The sequence below is a fragment of the Pseudomonas sp. P135 genome (genome assembly GCF_020312125.1).
Lineage (GTDB): Bacteria > Pseudomonadota > Gammaproteobacteria > Pseudomonadales > Pseudomonadaceae > Aquipseudomonas > Aquipseudomonas fragariae.
Window position 1 is genome coordinate 152,137 of sequence record NZ_JAGPYR010000004.1, and the last position, 17,958, is coordinate 170,094.

At 62.0% G+C, this 17,958-nt stretch carries 15 protein-coding genes; 7 read left to right on the forward strand and 8 right to left on the reverse strand.

Features of this window, described 5'->3' with window-relative positions:
• The first annotated feature begins 170 nt into the window (after positions 1-170).
• Positions 171-2,900 carry a LuxR C-terminal-related transcriptional regulator gene (locus KBY08_RS07645; protein WP_024660937.1) on the forward strand — a complete coding sequence of 910 codons (2,730 nt, stop codon included), beginning with the start codon at positions 171-173 and terminating at the stop codon, positions 2,898-2,900.
• A gap of 24 nt (positions 2,901-2,924) precedes the next feature.
• On the opposite strand, the gene KBY08_RS07650 is transcribed toward KBY08_RS07645, so the two are convergent.
• The 6 genes from KBY08_RS07650 to rutA all read right to left on the reverse strand — a co-directional run bounded on the left by KBY08_RS07650 (position 2,925) and on the right by rutA (position 7,960).
• Positions 2,925-4,106: an HD-GYP domain-containing protein gene (locus KBY08_RS07650; RefSeq protein ID WP_004406885.1), complete on the reverse strand. Its 1,182-nt coding sequence runs from the start codon at positions 4,104-4,106 to the stop codon at positions 2,925-2,927.
• 256 nt (positions 4,107-4,362) lie between these two features.
• Positions 4,363-4,899: an NADH-dependent FMN reductase RutF gene (rutF, locus tag KBY08_RS07655; RefSeq protein ID WP_024652678.1), complete on the reverse strand. Its 537-nt coding sequence runs from the start codon at positions 4,897-4,899 to the stop codon at positions 4,363-4,365.
• 26 nt (positions 4,900-4,925) lie between these two features.
• A complete protein-coding gene (gene rutD / locus KBY08_RS07660) occupies positions 4,926-5,705 on the reverse strand; it encodes a pyrimidine utilization protein D (protein ID WP_096134975.1) in 780 nt (259 codons plus the stop codon).
• 41 nt (positions 5,706-5,746) lie between these two features.
• Entirely contained in the window at positions 5,747-6,130 is a 384-nt protein-coding gene (rutC, locus tag KBY08_RS07665; RefSeq protein WP_003408714.1) for a pyrimidine utilization protein C, read from the reverse strand.
• Between the two features lie 10 nt (positions 6,131-6,140).
• Positions 6,141-6,878, reverse strand: a complete 738-nt coding sequence (gene rutB / locus KBY08_RS07670) for a pyrimidine utilization protein B (protein ID WP_011266760.1) — start codon at positions 6,876-6,878, stop codon at positions 6,141-6,143.
• Positions 6,878-7,960, reverse strand: coding sequence for a pyrimidine utilization protein A (rutA, locus tag KBY08_RS07675; RefSeq protein WP_054092400.1), 1,083 nt, complete (start codon positions 7,958-7,960; stop codon positions 6,878-6,880). Before rutA ends, rutB begins: the two co-directional genes overlap by 1 nt.
• Positions 7,961-8,253: 293 nt before the next feature.
• Between rutA and rutR the strand changes: the two genes are divergently transcribed.
• The 6 genes from rutR (at position 8,254) to KBY08_RS07705 (ending at position 14,619) form a co-directional block, all read left to right on the forward strand.
• Positions 8,254-8,982, forward strand: a complete 729-nt coding sequence (gene rutR, locus KBY08_RS07680) for a pyrimidine utilization regulatory protein R (RefSeq protein ID WP_024640133.1) — start codon at positions 8,254-8,256, stop codon at positions 8,980-8,982.
• A 213-nt stretch (positions 8,983-9,195) separates the two neighbouring features.
• Positions 9,196-10,287 (forward strand): BMP family ABC transporter substrate-binding protein, encoded by a 1,092-nt coding sequence (locus KBY08_RS07685; protein ID WP_004406878.1) that lies wholly within the window; start codon positions 9,196-9,198, stop codon positions 10,285-10,287.
• On the forward strand, positions 10,284-11,795 hold the full coding sequence (locus KBY08_RS07690; RefSeq protein WP_011266762.1) for an ABC transporter ATP-binding protein: 1,512 nt from the start codon (positions 10,284-10,286) through the stop codon (positions 11,793-11,795). The genes KBY08_RS07685 and KBY08_RS07690 overlap by 4 nt, the downstream gene beginning before the upstream one ends.
• Positions 11,788-12,897 (forward strand): ABC transporter permease, encoded by a 1,110-nt coding sequence (locus tag KBY08_RS07695; RefSeq protein ID WP_011266763.1) that lies wholly within the window; start codon positions 11,788-11,790, stop codon positions 12,895-12,897. The genes KBY08_RS07690 and KBY08_RS07695 overlap by 8 nt, the downstream gene beginning before the upstream one ends.
• Positions 12,897-13,823, forward strand: coding sequence for an ABC transporter permease (locus tag KBY08_RS07700; protein WP_003316999.1), 927 nt, complete (start codon positions 12,897-12,899; stop codon positions 13,821-13,823). Before KBY08_RS07695 ends, KBY08_RS07700 begins: the two co-directional genes overlap by 1 nt.
• A 106-nt stretch (positions 13,824-13,929) precedes the next feature.
• Positions 13,930-14,619, forward strand: a complete 690-nt coding sequence (locus KBY08_RS07705; protein ID WP_003319364.1) for an OmpA family protein — start codon at positions 13,930-13,932, stop codon at positions 14,617-14,619.
• Positions 14,620-14,865: 246 nt separating this feature from the next.
• On the opposite strand, the gene KBY08_RS07710 is transcribed toward KBY08_RS07705, so the two are convergent.
• Positions 14,866-15,771 (reverse strand): acyltransferase, encoded by a 906-nt coding sequence (locus tag KBY08_RS07710; RefSeq protein WP_024640129.1) that lies wholly within the window; start codon positions 15,769-15,771, stop codon positions 14,866-14,868.
• A gap of 63 nt (positions 15,772-15,834) precedes the next feature.
• On the reverse strand, positions 15,835-17,925 hold the full coding sequence (gene pta / locus KBY08_RS07715; protein ID WP_003408730.1) for a phosphate acetyltransferase: 2,091 nt from the start codon (positions 17,923-17,925) through the stop codon (positions 15,835-15,837).
• Positions 17,926-17,958: the final 33 nt, after the last annotated feature.

Consider the following 17,958-nt stretch of genomic DNA (forward strand, 5'->3'; position numbering starts at 1 on the left):
TGCGCCTGAAAAGCCCCTTGATCGGGGCTTTTTCAGTTGTGGGAATTGGCCTTATAAGCTGTAGGAATTTTGTTACAGTCTTTTCGGTGATGGCCTTTTAAAAGTAGCGATTTACCCGCTAGTCTCCGAACACCGCGATGCCGAAACAACGATTCCTACACGAGCCGGCCATGACTGATCTGTCCCGAATGCAAGGGTTTGCAGACGGCGCGATTCCTGCGTTGGAAGGGCGGTTTTTCCGTCCACCTCTGCCTGAGGGTTATGTTCCCCGTGCGCGCCTGTGTCAGCGTCTCGATGCCGGGCTTGGCGGCCGACTGCTGCTGGTCTGCGCCCCGGCCGGGTTCGGCAAGAGTTCGCTGGCTGTCGAGTTCTGTCAGGGGCTGCCGGACAACTGGCAAAACGTATGGCTGGGTCTGAGCGCGCGGGACAGCGACCCGGGCCGTTTTCTCGAGCGTTTGCTGGCCAGCCTTCAACAGTTCTTCCCGCAACTGGGCGTGCAGGCGATGGCTTTGCTGAAGATGCGCCAGCGCCACCAGCCGTTTGCCTTCGAGGAGTGGCTCGACGGCCTGCTCGACGAGTTGGCCATGCACCTGATGCTGAGCAAGCCGCTGTTGCTGGTGCTCGATGACTATCATCTGGCCCAGGGGCCGGTACTCGATCGCTGCCTGCAGTTCCTTCTCAACCATTTGCCGGCCGGGCTGGTGGTCATGGTGACCAGCCGACAGCGCCCGGACTGGCATCTGGCACGCTTGCGTCTGACGCGGCAGTTGCTGGAAATCAACGAACAGGACCTGCGCCTCACGCACGCCGAATCCATGGCAGTGCTGGGGCGGCACAGCGGCTCGCTCGACAGCGAGGTGTTGCAAAGCCTGATTCAGCGCAGCGAAGGCTGGGTCGCCGGGCTGCGCTTCTGGTTGCTGGCGGCGTCCGAAGCCGGTGATGAAAGCGCCTTGCCCCAGACGCTGCGCGGCAGTGAGGTGCTGATTCGCGAGTACCTGCTGGAAGAAGTGATCGACTGCCTGCCGGCCGATGTTCAGGCGTTTCTCTACGACACCGCCTGCCTGGAGCGTTTTTGCGCCGAGCTGTGCGACGCCGCGCGGGATGGTCACGACAGCACCGAGATGCTGGGTTATCTGCAGGCGCATCAGGTCTTTCTGGTACCGCTGGACGAGCAGGGCCACTGGTTTCGCTACCACCATCTGTTTTCCGATCTGTTGCGCGCTCGGCAGGCGGCCGGTGCACCACCGACCCGCCTGCACCTGAATGCCTGCCGCTGGTTCAGCGCTCAGGGCCAACTGGATGAAGCCGTGGAGCAGGCGTTGCGCGCCGGGCATCTGGATGTGGCCGCCAATCTGGTGCAGAACCTCTCCGAAGAACAGCTGCTGGCCGAACAGAATGTCGGCATGTTGCTGCGCTGGAAGATGGACTTGCCGGACGACCTGCTGACCAGCACGCCACGCCTGATCGTGCTCTACGCCTGGGCGCTGGGGCTGGCCTGCCAGCTGGATGCCGCCGAAGAGCTGGCCAATCAACTGAGCCGCTTTCTGCCGGCGCCCTCGGCAACCGCTCAGAAATCCATGCTCGCCCAATGGCTGGCGCTCAGCGGCATCATCGCCCGTGGCCGCGGAGACAGTGAAAAGACTCAACATTATTGCACCGAAGCCCTGCTGAGCCTGCCGGAAAAACGCTATGGCCAGCGGCTGGTGTGCCTGTCGACACTGGCCAACCTCGCGGTCGCCAGCGGTGATCTGTGGCGCGCCCGCGTGTTGAATCGCGATGCGCTGGAGCTGGCGCAGCGGGTCGCCAATCCGTTGTTCGAGGCGCTGGCGCATTACGACCGCGCCAGAGTTCTGCAGGCGCGTGGCGAAATTCTCCGCGCGCTGGAGGAAGTGCGGCAGGGGCAGCAACGCCTCAAAGGCTTGTCCACCGTTCGGCTCTACGCGGTCCGCGCGCGCCTGACGCTGTATGAAGGCTACTTGCTGACCCTGCGTCTGCAGGTGGACGAAGGGCGGGTGTTATTGCTGGCCGGTCTGGCCGAGGCACGCGCCTGCCGCGACATCAGCGTGCTGATCGGTCACTGTGTAATAGCCACCATGGAAGGCTGCACCGGCCGCTTTGCCGAAGCCTTCGCCGAACTCGCCGAGGCCGAACGGCTGATGCACATCTGGGACGTGCCGCCGATCTACTACCTGGCGATGATTACCCTGGTCAAATGCGAGCTGTGGCTGTTGCAGGGGCGCATGGACCTTGCCGAAGCGTGGCTGCTGCGCCTGACGCAGACCTACAACGGCGGTCTCGGTGCTGCGGCCCCCGAGTGCCATCCGCAACTGCCGCAACACATTGAGTTGCAGCGTGCCGTACTCGAACGACAGCAGGGTGACGGCGTTGCCTGCGAGCAGCGCTTGCAGGCGCTCGAGCGGCGCGCTCAGGAGGTGGGGGCGAAACTGCTTGGACTGATCGCCATGACCCAGCAGATCGGCTTGCTGCTGAGTCAGGCGCGACGCGACGAGGCGCGGGCATTGTTGCTGCGCAGCCTGCCCGCAGCGTCCGGCGGTGCATTGATGCCGTTCAAGGCGCTGCTGGGCGAGCACCCCGAGTGGCTGCATGAGCAACTTGTGCAACTGCCACCCTGCCGGGTTCAAGCTGCATTGCTGGAAAAGCTTCCGGCCTGTTGCACGCCGTCGCCCGAGGCGGCACATGGCGGCGATTGCCTCAGCGTGCGCGAACTGGGTGTGCTGCAACTGATTGCACAGGGCTGTTCCAATCAGGAAATCAGCGAGCAGCTGTTCATCTCCCTGCACACCGTCAAGACTCACGCCAGTCACATCAACAGCAAACTGGGGGTCGAGCGTCGCACTCAAGCGGTGGCGCGGGCCAAGACACTGGGCTTGCTGGGTTGACGTCAACGGCGTTCACCGGGCCACTCAGGCCGGGCTGCCCGCCCACAGCGTATCAACTTCTTCCAGCCCCCAATCGGTGGTTTTTTCGATTCTGGCGATCCTGTCCGGGTCGGAAGGGCAGTCCAGGTCGATGACTTGTGCGGCGAACGTCTTGCCGGTGCGCGCTGACATGAAAACCTTCACTTTCGGTTTCAACAGCGACGCTTGACCTTGTTCGACCACCACGCCGAGGCGCCCGCTTTCCAGGCGTACCAGTGTGCCGATCGGGTAAATACCCACGGTCTTGACGAAGCTTTGAAACACCACGTCGTCAAAATGTCCCTGCCACGACGCCATCTCGCGAATCGAATGGGCAACGCCCCAGCCCTTTTTGTAGGGGCGGTCAGAGGTGATGGCGTCATACACGTCGCAGACCGCGCCCATGCGCGCGAAGATGCTGATCTGGTCGCCTTTCAGGCCGTGCGGGTAGCCCGAGCCGTCGACCTTTTCGTGGTGATGCAGGCAGACGTCAATCACCGACGCGGCCACGGGCTGCGTGTCCATGAGGATCTTCACGCCCAGTTCGGGGTGGGCCTTCATGATCTCGAATTCGTCGCGGGTCAGGCGGCCCGGTTTGTTGAGCACCGCCGGGGCAATCATCATTTTGCCGACATCGTGCATCAGCCCGGCCACGCCAGCTTCACGGACCTGATCGTCAGACATGCCCATGCGTTTGGCCAGCGCGACCATCAACGCGCAGACCGCCACCGAGTGCATGTAGGTGTACTCGTCGGACGTTTTCAGGCGTGACAGGCTGATCAGCGCGTGCGGATGGCGCAGGATCGAGTTGGAGATTTCCTCCACCAGCAACTGCACATTGTCGACATCCATGGCCCGGCCCATGCGCGCTTCGGTAAACATGCACATGACCGCATCCCTGGCCCGTCCGCAGATCAGCCTGGCGCGCAGCATTTCCTTTTCGAGGCTGGCCGGCGTTGTATCGTCGCTGGCCGATGGCGCTGAGGGCCGGGGGGCCAAGACGCGGCTTTTGCCGGTTTCGATCCAGACTTCTTTGGTGCCTGATTGCTGAATGCGCTCAAGCACTTCAACGTCATCGAGCATGACTTCGACCAGGCCGATCCAGAATGGGTCATTGCTCCAGCGGCGGCAGATTTTGTGGATATACATGCCCAGGGCAAGATCAGCCACCGGTATTTTCTTCAGCATGCTCAGCCACCTGCGTGCGTAGGCATGCCAGGTGGCGGGTAAGCGCAACGAGCATACGATGGACTGCTGGCGGCTATCAGCAGAATGCAGGCGCTGTTGATCGACATGACTTCACCTCGTTGACTGCAAGGATTGTTCTGATCTCACAGTGCCAGTATACGGAGCTGTCGCAAAAAATCATGTCTATTTGGTACATTCCGGCGGGCTCATTCTGGCTGGTTCATTCTGCAAGTCTGCCAGTCAACCGGCAAAGCCCTCAGGCCGCTGGCGTTTCGCTCGGCAGGTGATGATAGCGACGGCCGAAGTAGACCAATGCATCTGCACCGCTCTGATGCCTGATATCCACCACCTCGCAGAACAGAATGTCATGTGTGCCGACGCTGACTGACTGGCTCACTTTGCAGTCGAGCGCCAGTTTTGCACTGTCCAGGACCGGTGCGCCGGTCACTCCGGCCTCCCACTGCCCGCAGGCAAAGCGCTCCTGCTGGGAGCTCTTGCCGCCGAACAGGTTGGACAAGTCCTGCTGACCGTTGCCCAGCGTATTCACGCACAACGTGCCGTTCTCGATGAAGGCGTCATACACCGACGCACTGCGGTTGATACAGACCAGCAGCGTCGGCGGTTGATCCGTCACGCTGCACACGGCGGTCGCGGTAAAGCCGGCGCGTCCGCCAGGGCCGTCGGTGGTGATGAGGTTGACGGCGGCGGCCAGGCCGGACATCGCATCGCGAAACGCCAGCTGGCTGACAGCGGCGATGGGCAGAATGGCGGGAGTTGCAGAGGAGGTAGGCATTGGAAGAGTCCTTTCAGGGGTGTGTGTCAGGGTTGTGTGCTGAGAAAAGCACGCAGGGCGCGTTGGAAGGGCAGTGGATCGGTAATGTTCGAGGCATGGCCGCCATATTCCAGCAGCACCAGCGTTGCATTCGGCAGGGCGTTGGCCAGGTGCCGTGATTGCTGCCAGGGCACCAGCATGTCGTCGCGGTTGGCAATCAGCAGGGTCGGGGTGTGAATGCGTGAAAGCTCGGCCGCCACGTCGAAGGTTTCCAGCGCATGGATGCGCCGCAGCAGGTTGTCGGTGTCGGGGAAATGCGCCAGAGCGTGGGCTTCGTCGTCGGCCAGACGCGGGCCGTTGGCGGCGATCCAGTCTGCCGGGTAGAGGAACAGCGCCTGAGCCTGTACGTAGGCCTCCGATCCGCTGTTCAACAGCAGTTTTTTGCGCACTGAAAAGCAGCGCGCGCTGTGCGGGTTCGGACTGCTCCAGGCATTGATCAGTACCTGGCTTTGCAGCAGTTCCGGGCGCAGCAGGGCCAGTTCCAGACCCACCAGGCCGCCCAGTGCATGGCCCATGAAATGGCAGCGCTGGATATCGAGTGAGTCGAGCAGGGCCAGCAACTCGATAGCCATGTGCCGGATCGAGTAATCCGCCGGCAACACCGCAGGGCTGCGCCCGGTTCCGGCATGGTCATAGACGAGCACGCGGTAGTCGCGGGTCAGCAGTGCCAGGTCATCCGCCCAATAGCGGCCAGACCCGCCCAGCCCGGAACTGAGCACCAGGGTCGGTGCATCGGCATGCTGGCAGGCATGAAACTCATGGAACATGGGTTTTCTCCGGGTGGGCGTCAACTGCCCACGGTCGCGATTCAGCCGATGTGGGCGATGCTGGCGATTTCGATCAGCGCCTCGGGTTTGACCAGGCCGCACTGGATGCAGTAACGGGCTGGCTTCTCGCCCGCGAAATACTCGGCATACACCTCGTTGACCTTGGCGTAGTCGGCCCAGTCACGAATCATGATCATGTTGAAGGTGACATCGTCCAGCGTCCCGCCCGCGGTCTCGACCACACTTTTGATGGCTTCCAGCACGTGACGGGTCTGCGCAGTGGCGTCGCCGACGTGTACCACGTTGTTGTCCTTGTCGAACGGCAGCGTGCCCGAGACATAGAGCACGCCGTCGGCCATGGAGCCCGGTACGAAAGGCGCGATGGGTTTGCTGGTGCCGGCAGGGATGATCGCTTTCTTGGTCATGCTGGTGTCCTCACGAAGGTTGCCCGACAGGGCTGAAAGTGGTGCAGAAGTCATCGACGCTGGAAACCCAGCCAAAGAAGGTTTCGATGTTGAACAGCGCGGCTTGCTGAGCGAATTCGGGGCCTGCCTGATGGGTCGCGTCAGCCAGCACCACGCCGAAATATTCCAGGTGAAAGCCGTCGCGCAGGGTCGACTCGACACAGACATTGGTGGCGATGCCGGTGAACACCAGGTTGCGAATGCCGCGGCTGCGCAGCACGCTGTCGAAGCTGGAATTGAAGAAGCCGCTGTAGCGGATTTTCGGCACCACGATGTCGCCAGGCTGTGGCGTCAGTTCGTCGACCAGCTGGTAGTCCCAACCGCCCTTGGCGAGCAGTTGCCCTTCGAGCTCCGGGCGCTTGCGCATGGTTTTCAGGGCATTGGATTTGTGCCAGTTCGGTGAGCCGGGGCCACCGGCTTCGACATAGGCCGGGTCCCAGCCATTCTGGAAAAAGATCACCGGAATGCCTGCTGCACGCGCGGCGGCACAGGCCTTGTTGATATTGGCGATGACCGGCCCGGTGCTGCTGACATCGAACCCGGCCAGGTCCAGATACCCGCCGAGCGAGGCGTAGGCGTTCTGCATGTCGACCACCACCAGCGCGGTTTCGCCGGGTTTCATGCGCAGCGGCTCGGGACGGGCGGGCAGCTCGCGGGCGGGCTGCAGGTCCGGCAGGTCAACGCCTGCGACGGTTGTCGGGGTTGTCATCAGACCACCTCCCTGAGCTGCGCGATGTGCTTGCGGCTGGTCATCAGTGGCTGGATCTTCTCGCCGAAATCCTCGACCCCTTTGACGAAATCATCGAACGTCAGCATCACGCCCTGAGTCCCCGGCACACTGGCCACCTCGTCGAGCATTCTCGCCACCGTGGCCCACGAGCCCACCAGCGTGCCCATGTTGATGTTGACCGCCGAGGTCGGGTCGGCCATCTGTCGCAGGTTGGAGCCGGCACTTTTATCCGCCGAGCCTTTTTCGCTCAGCCAGGCAATGGCTTCTTCGTCGGCACCGTCCTTGATGTGCTCCCAGCGAGCGCGTGCGGCTTCGTCGGTATCGTCGGCGATGATCATGAACAGCACGCAGGAGGTGACATTGCGGCCGGTCTTTTCATTGGCTTCGAGCAGTTTCTGTGCGGTCGGCGCGAAGGCCGTGGGCGTGTTGACGCCTTTGCCGAAGCAGAAGTTGTAGTCGGCGTATTGCGCCGAGAACGCCATGCCCGCTTCACTTTGACCGGCGCAGATCAGCTTCATGTCGGCCTGTGGGCGAGGGCTGACGCGGCAGTCCTGCATGCTGAAATGTTCGCCCTTGAAGTCGCTGCTGCCGGTGGCCCACAGGTCGCGCAGAACCTGAGCGTACTCGGCCAGGTATTCATAGCGGGTGTGGAAGAACTCGTCGCCCGGCCACAGTCCCATCTGCTCGTATTCCGGCTTCTGCCAGCCGGTGACGAGGTTGATCCCGAAGCGACCATTGGAGATCGAGTCGATGGTCGAGGCCATGCGCGCGGCAATGGCGGGCGGGATGGTCAGAGTGGCAACGGTGGCGAACAGCTGGATCCGGCTGGTGACTGCGGCCAGACCGGCCATCAGCGTGAACGACTCCAGGTTGTGTTCCCAGAACTGCGTCTTGCCGCCGAAGCCACGCAGTTTGATCATCGACAGCGCAAAGTCGAAGCCATAGCCCTCGGCCTTCTGCACGATCTGTTTGTTCAGCTCGAAGGTCGGCATGTACTGCGGAGCATTGCTGGAAATCAGCCAGCCGTTATTGCCGATGGGGATGAAGATTCCAATGTCCATATGAGGCCTCTCTGCGTGGGTCGATGCGTGCCAAAGCGCGACTGGCGGCACTTGAATCGCCTTTCAATCGTCTCTCAATAAGCTTTTGCATTAAGCGGGCCATAAATTTTTATTGTTTTTATTCAATAGCTTGTGAATTTTTCCTGTTCGTTTCAGACCATTTGGTCCGAATCAGAGCACTTGGTTTGTGCGCGGCGCACGCAGATGGGGCAGGGCGGACGGCGCAGGCAATCCGTATCGACAAAACAGCTGCGCCCGTTAAGATGCCCGCTCATTTCGGCATCACTGGATGGATGTGCGTGAACAAGAAACCTCCCCTGGCTGACCCGGCGAACAAACGCGTACGCAAGGCCAAGCCAGAGACTGTGGTCAAGACGACCCGCGAACCCAGTGCGACGTCCCTGAAGCGGCGCATGCGCCTGATGGAAGGCAAGCGCACGCTGATTCTCGATGCGGCGCTGGAGATATTTTCCCGCTATGGCGTGCATGGCAGCAGCCTGGATCAGGTCGCGAGCCTGGCGGACGTCTCCAAGACCAACCTGCTGTATTACTTCAGCAGCAAGGACGACCTGTACCTGAACGTGCTGCGCCAGCTGCTCGAGGTATGGCTGAGCCCGCTGGTGCACTTCACCGCCGACAAGGAGCCGGTGCAGGCGATCAGCGCCTACATCAAGGCCAAGCTGGAGATGTCCCGCGATCACCCGGCCGAATCCCGGCTGTTCTGCATGGAAGTGATGCAGGGCGCACCGCTGATTCAGGGCGAGTTGCAGCACCCGTTGCGTGACACGGTGCAGGCCAAGGTGGCGGTGATTCAGCACTGGATCGACAGCGGTCAGCTGGCCCCCATCAATCCGCACCACCTGATTTTTACGCTGTGGGCGACCACCCAGCATTACGCCGACTTCCGTACTCAGGTCGAGGCCGTGACCGGCAAGACCCTGGATGATCCGGCGTTTTTCGACGAGGTGCTGACGAGCCTGCGCAGCATGGTTCTGGACGGGATCCTGCCGCGCAAGGCGTGAATGGACCTCGCCGGACCTGACCCGCGCACCCCGCTCGCGCAGTGCGCGGGCGTCCTGCACAAACCAAGTGCTCCGATTCAGACCATTTGATCTGCTTTCTTCATCTCGATGGCGTCAGGTCGTTGTTCCATAGCGCTTTTCCTGTACTGGCATGGATGCTGCTAATGCCTGCCTGTGCGGTCCTCATCGGCCATTACCCTCAGGAAAACGTCTATGTACAAGAAACTGTTGCCCGGGACATTGTGTGCGGCCGTAGCGTTGGGAGCGGTCAGCCTTGCTCAGGCTGAAGGGTTGACCCTCGAAGGGAAGCCGAAAATCGCCATGGTGTATATCAGCCCGCGCAATGATGGCGGCTGGACTCAGGCCTTCGACGAAGCGCGCGTGAAGCTGGAAAAGGATCTGGACACAAAAATCCAGTACGTCGAGAGTGTGCCCGAGAACGCGGCAGCCATTACGCCGGTGGTCGACCGACTCATCGCACGCGGTGCCAACATCATCGTCGGCACTGCATTCGGTTACTCCGACACCTTTCTTGCACTGGCCAGGAAATACCCGAAAGTCGCGTTCCTGAATGGCTCGGGCACCACCAATGCACCCAACCTCGAATCGTTTTACGGGCGTACCTACGAGAGCCAGTACCTGTGCGGTATGGCCGCAGGCGCGGCCTCGAAGACCGGCAAGCTGGGGTTTGTCGCCGCCAACCCGTTCGGCCAGGTCAACTGGACTATCAACGCCTATGAACTGGGCGCCCGGCAGATCAATCCGAAGGCCACCGTCACCGTGGTCTATACCGGTGCCTGGAACGACCCGGTCAAGGAACGCGCAGCAACCATGGCGCTGATCGACAATGGTGCCGACGTGGTCGGTCAGCACGTCGACAGCCCGACACCGCAGATCGTCGCTCAGGAGCGCGGCATTCATGGCACCGGCCACCATCGCGACCTGAGCGAGTTCGCCCCCAAGGCGACGGTCTGTTCTTCGCTGTGGGTCTGGGATCGCTTCCTCGGGCCTGAGCTGAAGAACATCATTGCCGGCAACTGGACGCCGCCCGCCAACGGCGCGCTGCTGTCGATGCAGCAGGGCGGTACCGATATCAAGCTGACTGCGGACACGATCATTTCCGATGAGGACCGCAAGAAGATCGAGGCCGAGCGCGCCGAGCTGCTGGCCGGCCGGAAAATCATCTACAGCGGCCCGCTGGCCGATCGTGACGGCAAGGAGCGGGTGGCGGCCGGTCAGCAGTTGTCTGACCCGGATCTGTGGAAAATGGACTGGTTCGTCGAAGGCGTGAAGACTCAGCAATGAGTCAGGTCAATGCGCTGCAACTCACCGGCATCAGCAAATCGTTCGATGGCTTCAAGGCGCTGATCGACGCCGACTTCACCGCCTGTTGGGGGGAAGTGCACGCGCTGCTGGGCGAGAACGGTGCAGGCAAGTCCTCGCTGATGAACATCGCCGCCGGGCTGTATGCACCGGAAACCGGCACCCTGCTGCTGGACGACAATCCGGTTCAGCTTCAGGGCCCGAGGGACGCCAGCCGCTACCGGATCGGCATGGTTCACCAGCACTTCAAGCTGGTGAAACCGTTCACGGTGGCGCAGAACATTCTCCTGGCACTGCCCGAGCAACCCGGTGAAGGCAGCTATCGCAAGCGGCTGCGTGCGCTGGAACAGGAAATTGTCGGCAAGGCCGAGACGCTGGGTTTTGCGATTGACCCGGCGCGCACCGTCGACAGCCTGTCGGTCGCCGAGCAGCAGCGCGTCGAGATTCTCAAGGTGCTGCTGGCCGGTGCGCGGATTCTGATCCTCGACGAGCCGACGGCAGTGCTGACCGATCAGGAAGCCGAGCGTCTGCTGCTGACCGTTCAGGCATTCGCCCGGCAGGGTGCGGCGGTGGTTCTGGTTACGCACAAGATGGCTGACGTCAAACGCTATGCCGACCGGGTAACGGTCATGCGCGGCGGGCGCACGATACAGACCCTTGATCCGCAGCGTGTCAGCGTCGAGCAACTGGTGCAGTTGACGGTGGGCGAATCGGTGCCGGTTGCCGAGCATCAACCGGCGACACCCGGTGAGGTGCGTTTGCAGGTCAAGGAGTTGCGCAGCGTCGGCAGCAGTACGCTCAACGGCGTCAACCTGACCCTGCACGCCGGGCAGATTTACGGCATCGCAGGCGTGGGTGGCAATGGTCAGGCAGAGCTGGCCAACGCGCTGATGGGGCTGGCGCAAGCGACCGAGGGTGAAATCCACATGGCCGGGTTTGGCGATTTGCGCGACGCGTCGGCCGATCAGCGTCGGCAGTTGCGCATCGCCTCGATCCCGGCCGACCGCTACGGCGCGGCGCTGGCCGGGTCGCTGTCGGTGGCCGAGAACTTTGCTATCGGCAATATCCACAGCGGGCAGTACGGCTCTTTCTGGCGTCTGGGCTACAAGCGCCTGAAACAGGATGCACAGCGCGCCGTGGCGGACTTCGACGTACAAGGCGTGCGCTCTCTCGATCAGAAAGCTGCGCTGTTGTCGGGAGGCAACGCACAGAAACTGGTGATCGCCCGCGAATTCAGCCGCGACCCGCAATTGGTGCTGGTGCACAGCCCGAGCCGCGGCCTGGATGTGCGTGCCACCCAGGCGGTGCACGCCCGTTTGCGAGCAGCACGGGACGCGGGTGCTGCGGTGCTGGTGATCAGCGAGGATCTGGACGAGGTATTGGCCCTGGCTGACCGTGTTGGCGTGATGAACGGCGGGCGCATCGTCGCCGAGTTCGCGCACCCTGCCGACCGGCAAGCCATCGGCAAAGCGATGGTGAGCCATGACTGAATCAGTACAACCGATGAAATCCGCACGGCAACCCTTGCTGGTGCGGCGCTACACCCTGGAGCTTCGTCAGCAGACCGGCTGGCTATTGCAGGCGCTGATCATTGCTCTGGCGTTGCTGATCGGACTGACGATCTGCACCGTGATTCTGATTCTTGCCGGCGTGCCTGCTGACGAGCTGCTCAACGAGTTCGTCGTGCAGACGGTGTTCGATGGGCAAAACTTCAAGGCAGTGCTGTTTCAGGCATCGCCGATGATCATGGTCGGGCTCGCCGGGTGCATGGCGTTTCGGGCGCGCTTCTGGAACCTGGGGCTGGAAGGCCAGATGATCTGGGGCGCGATTGGCGCCACGGCGATTTCGCTGTTTCAGGTGGGCCCGGAGGCTTTGCGTCTGCCGCTGATGATGGCGGCAGCCGTGATCTGCGGATTGTTGTGGAGCCTGGGGCCGGTGCTGCTGAAGCTCAAGTGGCAGGTCAACGAGATCATCTCGACGCTGATGCTCAATTACATCGCCGCCAATTTCCTCCTGCACCTGGTGTACGGCAGTTGGAAGGACCCGCGAGACAACTTTCCCTATTCCCCCGCGTTCCAGAGCTTCGAGCGGCTGCCCGACCTGTTTGCCGGATATAACGCGGCGATCCCTCTGGCGCTGCTGGTCACTGGTCTGACCCTGTGGTTCGTCGGTGTTTCGCGGGCCGGGCTGTACCTGCGCTTTGTCGATGCCAACCCGAAAGTTGCCGGAGCGGTGGGCGTACCGGTGCGCAAGATGATCATCGGCACCGTGCTGCTGTCGGGCGCGCTGGCCGGGCTTGCAGGTTTTGTCGTGACCTCGGGGCAGGAAGGGCGCCTTACTCAATCGTTCTATCAGGGCTACGGTTTTTCCGGGATTCTCATCGCCTTTCTGGCCCGCAACAACCCGGTGGCCGCCACCGTGGTCGCGTTGCTGATCGCCATGTTGTTCGTGGCCGGGCGCAACCTGCAGGTGTTCTATCAGATTCCGTTTTCGATGGTGCAACTGATCCAGGCGATTCTGGTGATCTGCGTCGCGTCGTCGGATTTTTTCATCCGCCATCGTCTGCGGCGCATTCAGGCAGGAGAACGTTGATGGAGCTTATTTCCCACTGGCTGGGCAGCGCACCGGATTTTGCCGTGCCGTTCGCCCTGGCAGCGCTTGGCCTGATCCTCATCGAGCGCAGCGGTGTACTGGCACTGGGCGTCGAAGGGCTGATGCTGGTCGGCGCACTGGCGGGCATCGGCATGCAGTTGAGCCTCGGCTCGCCGGGCCTTTCGCTGCTGGCGTCGATGGCGGCGGCAGGTCTGGTGTCGTTGCTGTTTGCGCTGATGGTGCTGGTGTTGCGGATCAACCAGGTGATCGCCGGGCTGGCGCTGGTGTTCTTTTGTCAGGGCTTGACCGGGCTGCTGGGCACGCTGCTGGGCTGGACCAACCGTCCGGTCAGCGGCCTTCAGGCGGTCGAGCTGTGGCCGTTGTCCGAGCTGCCCGTGGTGGGCCGGGTATTTGTGCAGAACCCGCTGGTGTACCTGACCGTGGTGATTTTCATCGCGGTGGTCTGGCTGCTCGATCGCACGCGCACCGGGCTGCGTTTGCGCGCGGTGGGCGAGAACCCGCAGGCCGCCGATGCCGCAGGTATTTCCGTGCTCGGTTACCGCCTGGCGGCGATTGTCGCCGGCTCCGCGTTGATGGGGCTGGCCGGCGGTTTCATTGCCGTGCTCAGCACCAAGATGTGGATCGCCGACATGACCGGCGGACGCGGCTGGATCGCGGTTTCACTGGTGATCTTCGCGCGCTGGTCGCCGTGGCGTGCGCTGGCCGGTGCCTTGCTGTTCGGCGGTATCGAGGCGCTGATTCCGCAGTTGGCGGCAACCGGCGTGCGCCTGCCTCAGTATTTCGTCTTGATGACGCCCTATGCGGTCACCCTGTTGGTCATGGTCTGGGTGGCGAGCGGCAAGCGTCAATCGAGCAGCCAGCCCGGTGCGCTGGGCGAACCCTACATTCGCGAGGAGCGCCGCTGAGCGCAGAAGCCCGCAAGACGGGCGGTTCAGCACGGGTTAAGGAATTTTTGATAGCGGGTATGCTCTAATCCGGTTACCAGCGTTCGTCAAAACCAGGAGCACCTGAATGTTTACCTCGCGTCGTTTGATCATTGTTGCCACCGCCGTAGCCATGCTTTCCGGCTGTGCAACATCCAATCCCTATGACAATCAAGGCCAGGCGCAAAGCTCCGGTGGTATGAGCAAAACGGCCAAGTACGGCGGACTCGGCGCATTGGCCGGTGCGGTAGCCGGCGCGGCCATCGATCACAATCATCGCGGCAAGGGTGCCCTGATTGGCGCAGCAGTGGCAGGTGCCGCATCGGCGGGTTATGGCTACTACGCAGACAAGCAGGAAGCTGCGCTGCGCGAGAGCATGGCCAACACCGGTGTCGAGGTACAGCGTCAGGGTGACCAGATCAAACTGATCATGCCGGGTAACATCACGTTCGCGACGGACTCTTCGGCCATTGCCAGCAGCTTCTATTCGCCGCTCAACAATCTGGCCAGCTCGCTCAAGCAGTTCAACCAGAACAACATTGAAATCGTCGGTTACACCGACAGCACCGGCAGCCGCCAGCACAACATGGACCTGTCGCAACAGCGCGCCCAGAGCGTCGCGACTTACCTGACCTCGCAGGGCGTCGATCAAGCGCACCTGTCAGTGCGCGGTGCAGGGCCTGATCAACCGATTGCCAGCAACGCCGACGTCAACGGCCGCGCCCAGAACCGTCGCGTAGAGGTCAACCTCAAGCCGATTCCGGGTCAGCAGTACTGATCGACACCGCTGCGTCCACCTGACGGCGGACGCAGAGTATCAGCACGATAGTTGAGATCATCGTTCCTCACGCTCCAGCGTGGCAATGCAGTTCGCGACGCTCTGCGTCGCAAAGAGGACGCAGAGCGTCCAGAACGGCATGCCAACGCGGAGCATTGGCACGATGGATGGCTGAAACGTCAGGCTTGCGGCGGCCTTGATGGCCTCTTCGCGAGCAAGCTCGCTTCCACTTCCCACAAGTCAATATCAATGCGGCGCCGGATACTGCTCATGCAGGCTGTCCAGCAGTCGGTCTTTCTCTTCCCATAGCGTATTGATCCACTGCTGGAATTCCAGGCGGTATTCGCCGTCCTGGTCGTAATTTTTGCCTAGAAACTGCTGCGGGATTTTGATCTCTTCGAAGTGGGCGACCACTTCCTTCACGTTGCCGCACAGCAGGTCCCAGTAGCCGGGTTGTCCGCCAGGGTAGTGGATGGTCACGTTGATGATCGATTCCAGCTGTTCGCCCATCGCATCGAGCACGAAGGCAATGCCGCCGGCCTTGGGTTTGAGCAGGTGGCGGAAGGGTGAGTTCTGTTGCGCGTGTTTGCCGGCCGTGAAGCGCGTGCCTTCTGCGAAGTTGAAAATCCCCACCGGGTTATGGCGAAACTTCGCGCAGGTGCGGCGAGTGGTTTCCAGGTCCTTGCCTTTCTTTTCCGGGTGTTTGGCAAGGTACGCCTTGGAGTAGCGCTTCATGAACGGAAAGCCCAGCGCCCACCACGCCAGACCGATCACCGGAACCCAGATCAACTCCTGCTTGAGGAAAAACTTCAAGGGGCGAATACGTCGGTTGAGCACGTACTGCAAGACCATGATGTCGACCCAGCTCTGGTGATTGCTGGTGACCAGATACGAGTGCTGGTAATCCAGCCCTTCCAGGCCGCTCAGGTGCCAGCGGGTGTGGCACAGCAGTCTGATCCAGGCATTGTTGTTGCCGATCCAGGTTTCATGGATGTGGCTCATCAGCCAGTCGGTGAAACGCTGTGCCGCAGAGAAGGGCAGGCAGATCTTGAGGATCGTGACCGCGAACAGCACCGTGCAGCAGACGATGGTGTTCAGCGCCAGCAACAGCGAGGCAATGACGCCGCGTAACGGGGCAGGCAGAAAATCCATTAGGAAGATGGCTCCGCAAGTTATCGGAAGCCGCAGACTGCTCTGCGGCACTCGGGTCAGGTATCAGGACAGCGTGTCGGCCTGTATGGCTGTCAGCGCGATGGTGTAGACAATGTCGTCGACCTGCGCGCCGCGCGGCAGATCGTTTACCGGTTTGCGCAGGCCCTGCAGCATCGGGCCGAGGCTCACACAGTCGGCACTGCGTTGCACCGCCTTGTACGTGGTATTGCCGGTGTTCAGGTCGGGGAACACGAACACGTTGGCGCGTCCTGCGACCGCGCTGTCTGGAGCTAGCTGCCGGGCGACCTGTTCGTTGGCGGCCGCATCATACTGCAGCGGCCCGTCGATCAATAGATCGCGGCGGGTTTCGCGTGCCAGTTGCGTCGCTTCGCGGACCTTTTCGACTTCTTCGCCGCTGGCCGAGTTGCCGCTGGAATAGCTGATCATCGCCACACGCGGCGAGATGCCGAACGCAGTGGCCGAATCGGCGCTCTGCAAGGCAATCTCGGACAGCTCGCTGGCACTCGGATGCGGGTTCATGATGCAGTCGCCGTACATCAGCACCTGCTCGGGAAAGAGCATGAAGAACACTGAAGACACCAGCGTGCAGCCTGGCGCGGTCTTGATCAGTTGCAGGGCCGGGCGGATGGTGTTGGCGGTGGAGTGAATGACGCCGGACACCAGCCCGTCGACCTCATCCAGCGCCAGCATCACCGTACCGATCACCACCGGGTCTTCGAGCTGTTGCTCAGCCATGGGCGCGTTCAGGCTTTTGCTTTTGCGCAGTTCCACCATCGGCGCAACGTAGCGTTCACGAATCAGGTCCGGGTCAAGAATTTCCAGCCCCTGCGGCAGCTCGATGCCGTGCGCCTGCGCAACGGCGTGCACTTCCTCGGGCCTGGCCAGCAACACGCAACGCGCGATACCGCGTGCCTGGCAGATGGCGGCAGCCTGAATGGTCAGCGGTTCGTTGCCTTCAGGCAGCACGATGCGCTTGTTGGCCGCCTGCGCGCGCTGGATCAACTGATAGCGAAACACCGCGGGCGACAGGCGCAGCTCACGGGGTGTGCCGCAGCGCTGGTGCAGCCAGTTGGCGTCCAGATGACTGGCAACGAAGTCGGTGATGTTTTCCGCGCGCTCGCGGTCATCGATGGGGATTTCCTTGTTCAACTGATTCAGGCGATTGGCCGTGTCATACGAACCGCTGCTGACCGACAGCACCGGCAGCCCCGCCTGCAGTGCGCCGCGGCACAGCTCCATGATGCGTGGGTCGGGCACGGTATCGCTGGTCAGCAGCAGGCCGGCCAGCGGTACACCGTTGATTGCCGCAAGGCTCACCGCCAGGATGATGTCGTCGCGGTCGCCCGGCGTCACCACCAGCACACCCGGCTTGAGCAGTGGAACCGTGTTGAGCACGGTCCGCGCACAAATGATGATTCTGGTCATGCGGCGCTGATCGTAGTCGCCTGCGTTCAGCACCTGCGCGCCGAGCAGCTCGGCCACATCGCGGGTACGCGGCGCGTTGAGTTCGGCGCGATACGGAATGCAGCCCAGCAGGCGAAAGTCGCCGCTGCGCAGCAAGGGGGAGTGCTCTTTCAGGCGCGAGGCGAAGACTTCCATGCTTTCTTCGGTGCGCACCTTGTTGAGTATCACGCCCAGCACCTTGGGATCCTTGGGGCCGCCAAACAGCTGGGCCTGCAATTCGACCCTGCCCGACAGGTCGGCGAGCACTTCGTTTTCCGGAGCAGAGACCAGAATGACTTCGGCATCCAGGCTCTTGGCCAAATGCAGATTGACCCGTGCGGCATAGCTCGCGCTGCGGGTCGGGACCATGCCTTCGACGACCAGCACGTCCTTGCCGACAGCTGCCTGCTGATAAAGATTGATGATCTCTTCGAGCAGTTCATCCAGTTGACCATCACCGAGCATGCGCTCCACATGCGCCAGTCCCAGAGGCTTGGGCGGCTTGAGGCCATGGGTGCGAGCCATCAGTTCGGTCGAGCGCTCGGGGCCCAGATCGCCGGGATGTGGCTGGGCGATCGGTTTGAAAAAGCCTACTTTCAAACCAGCGCGCTCCAGCGTGCGCACCAGTCCCAGGCTGATGGAGGTCAACCCCACGCCAAAGTCAGTGGGGGCGATAAAAAAAGTCTGCATACTGGCTTCTCGATTGAGCAGTGCAAGGGGCGC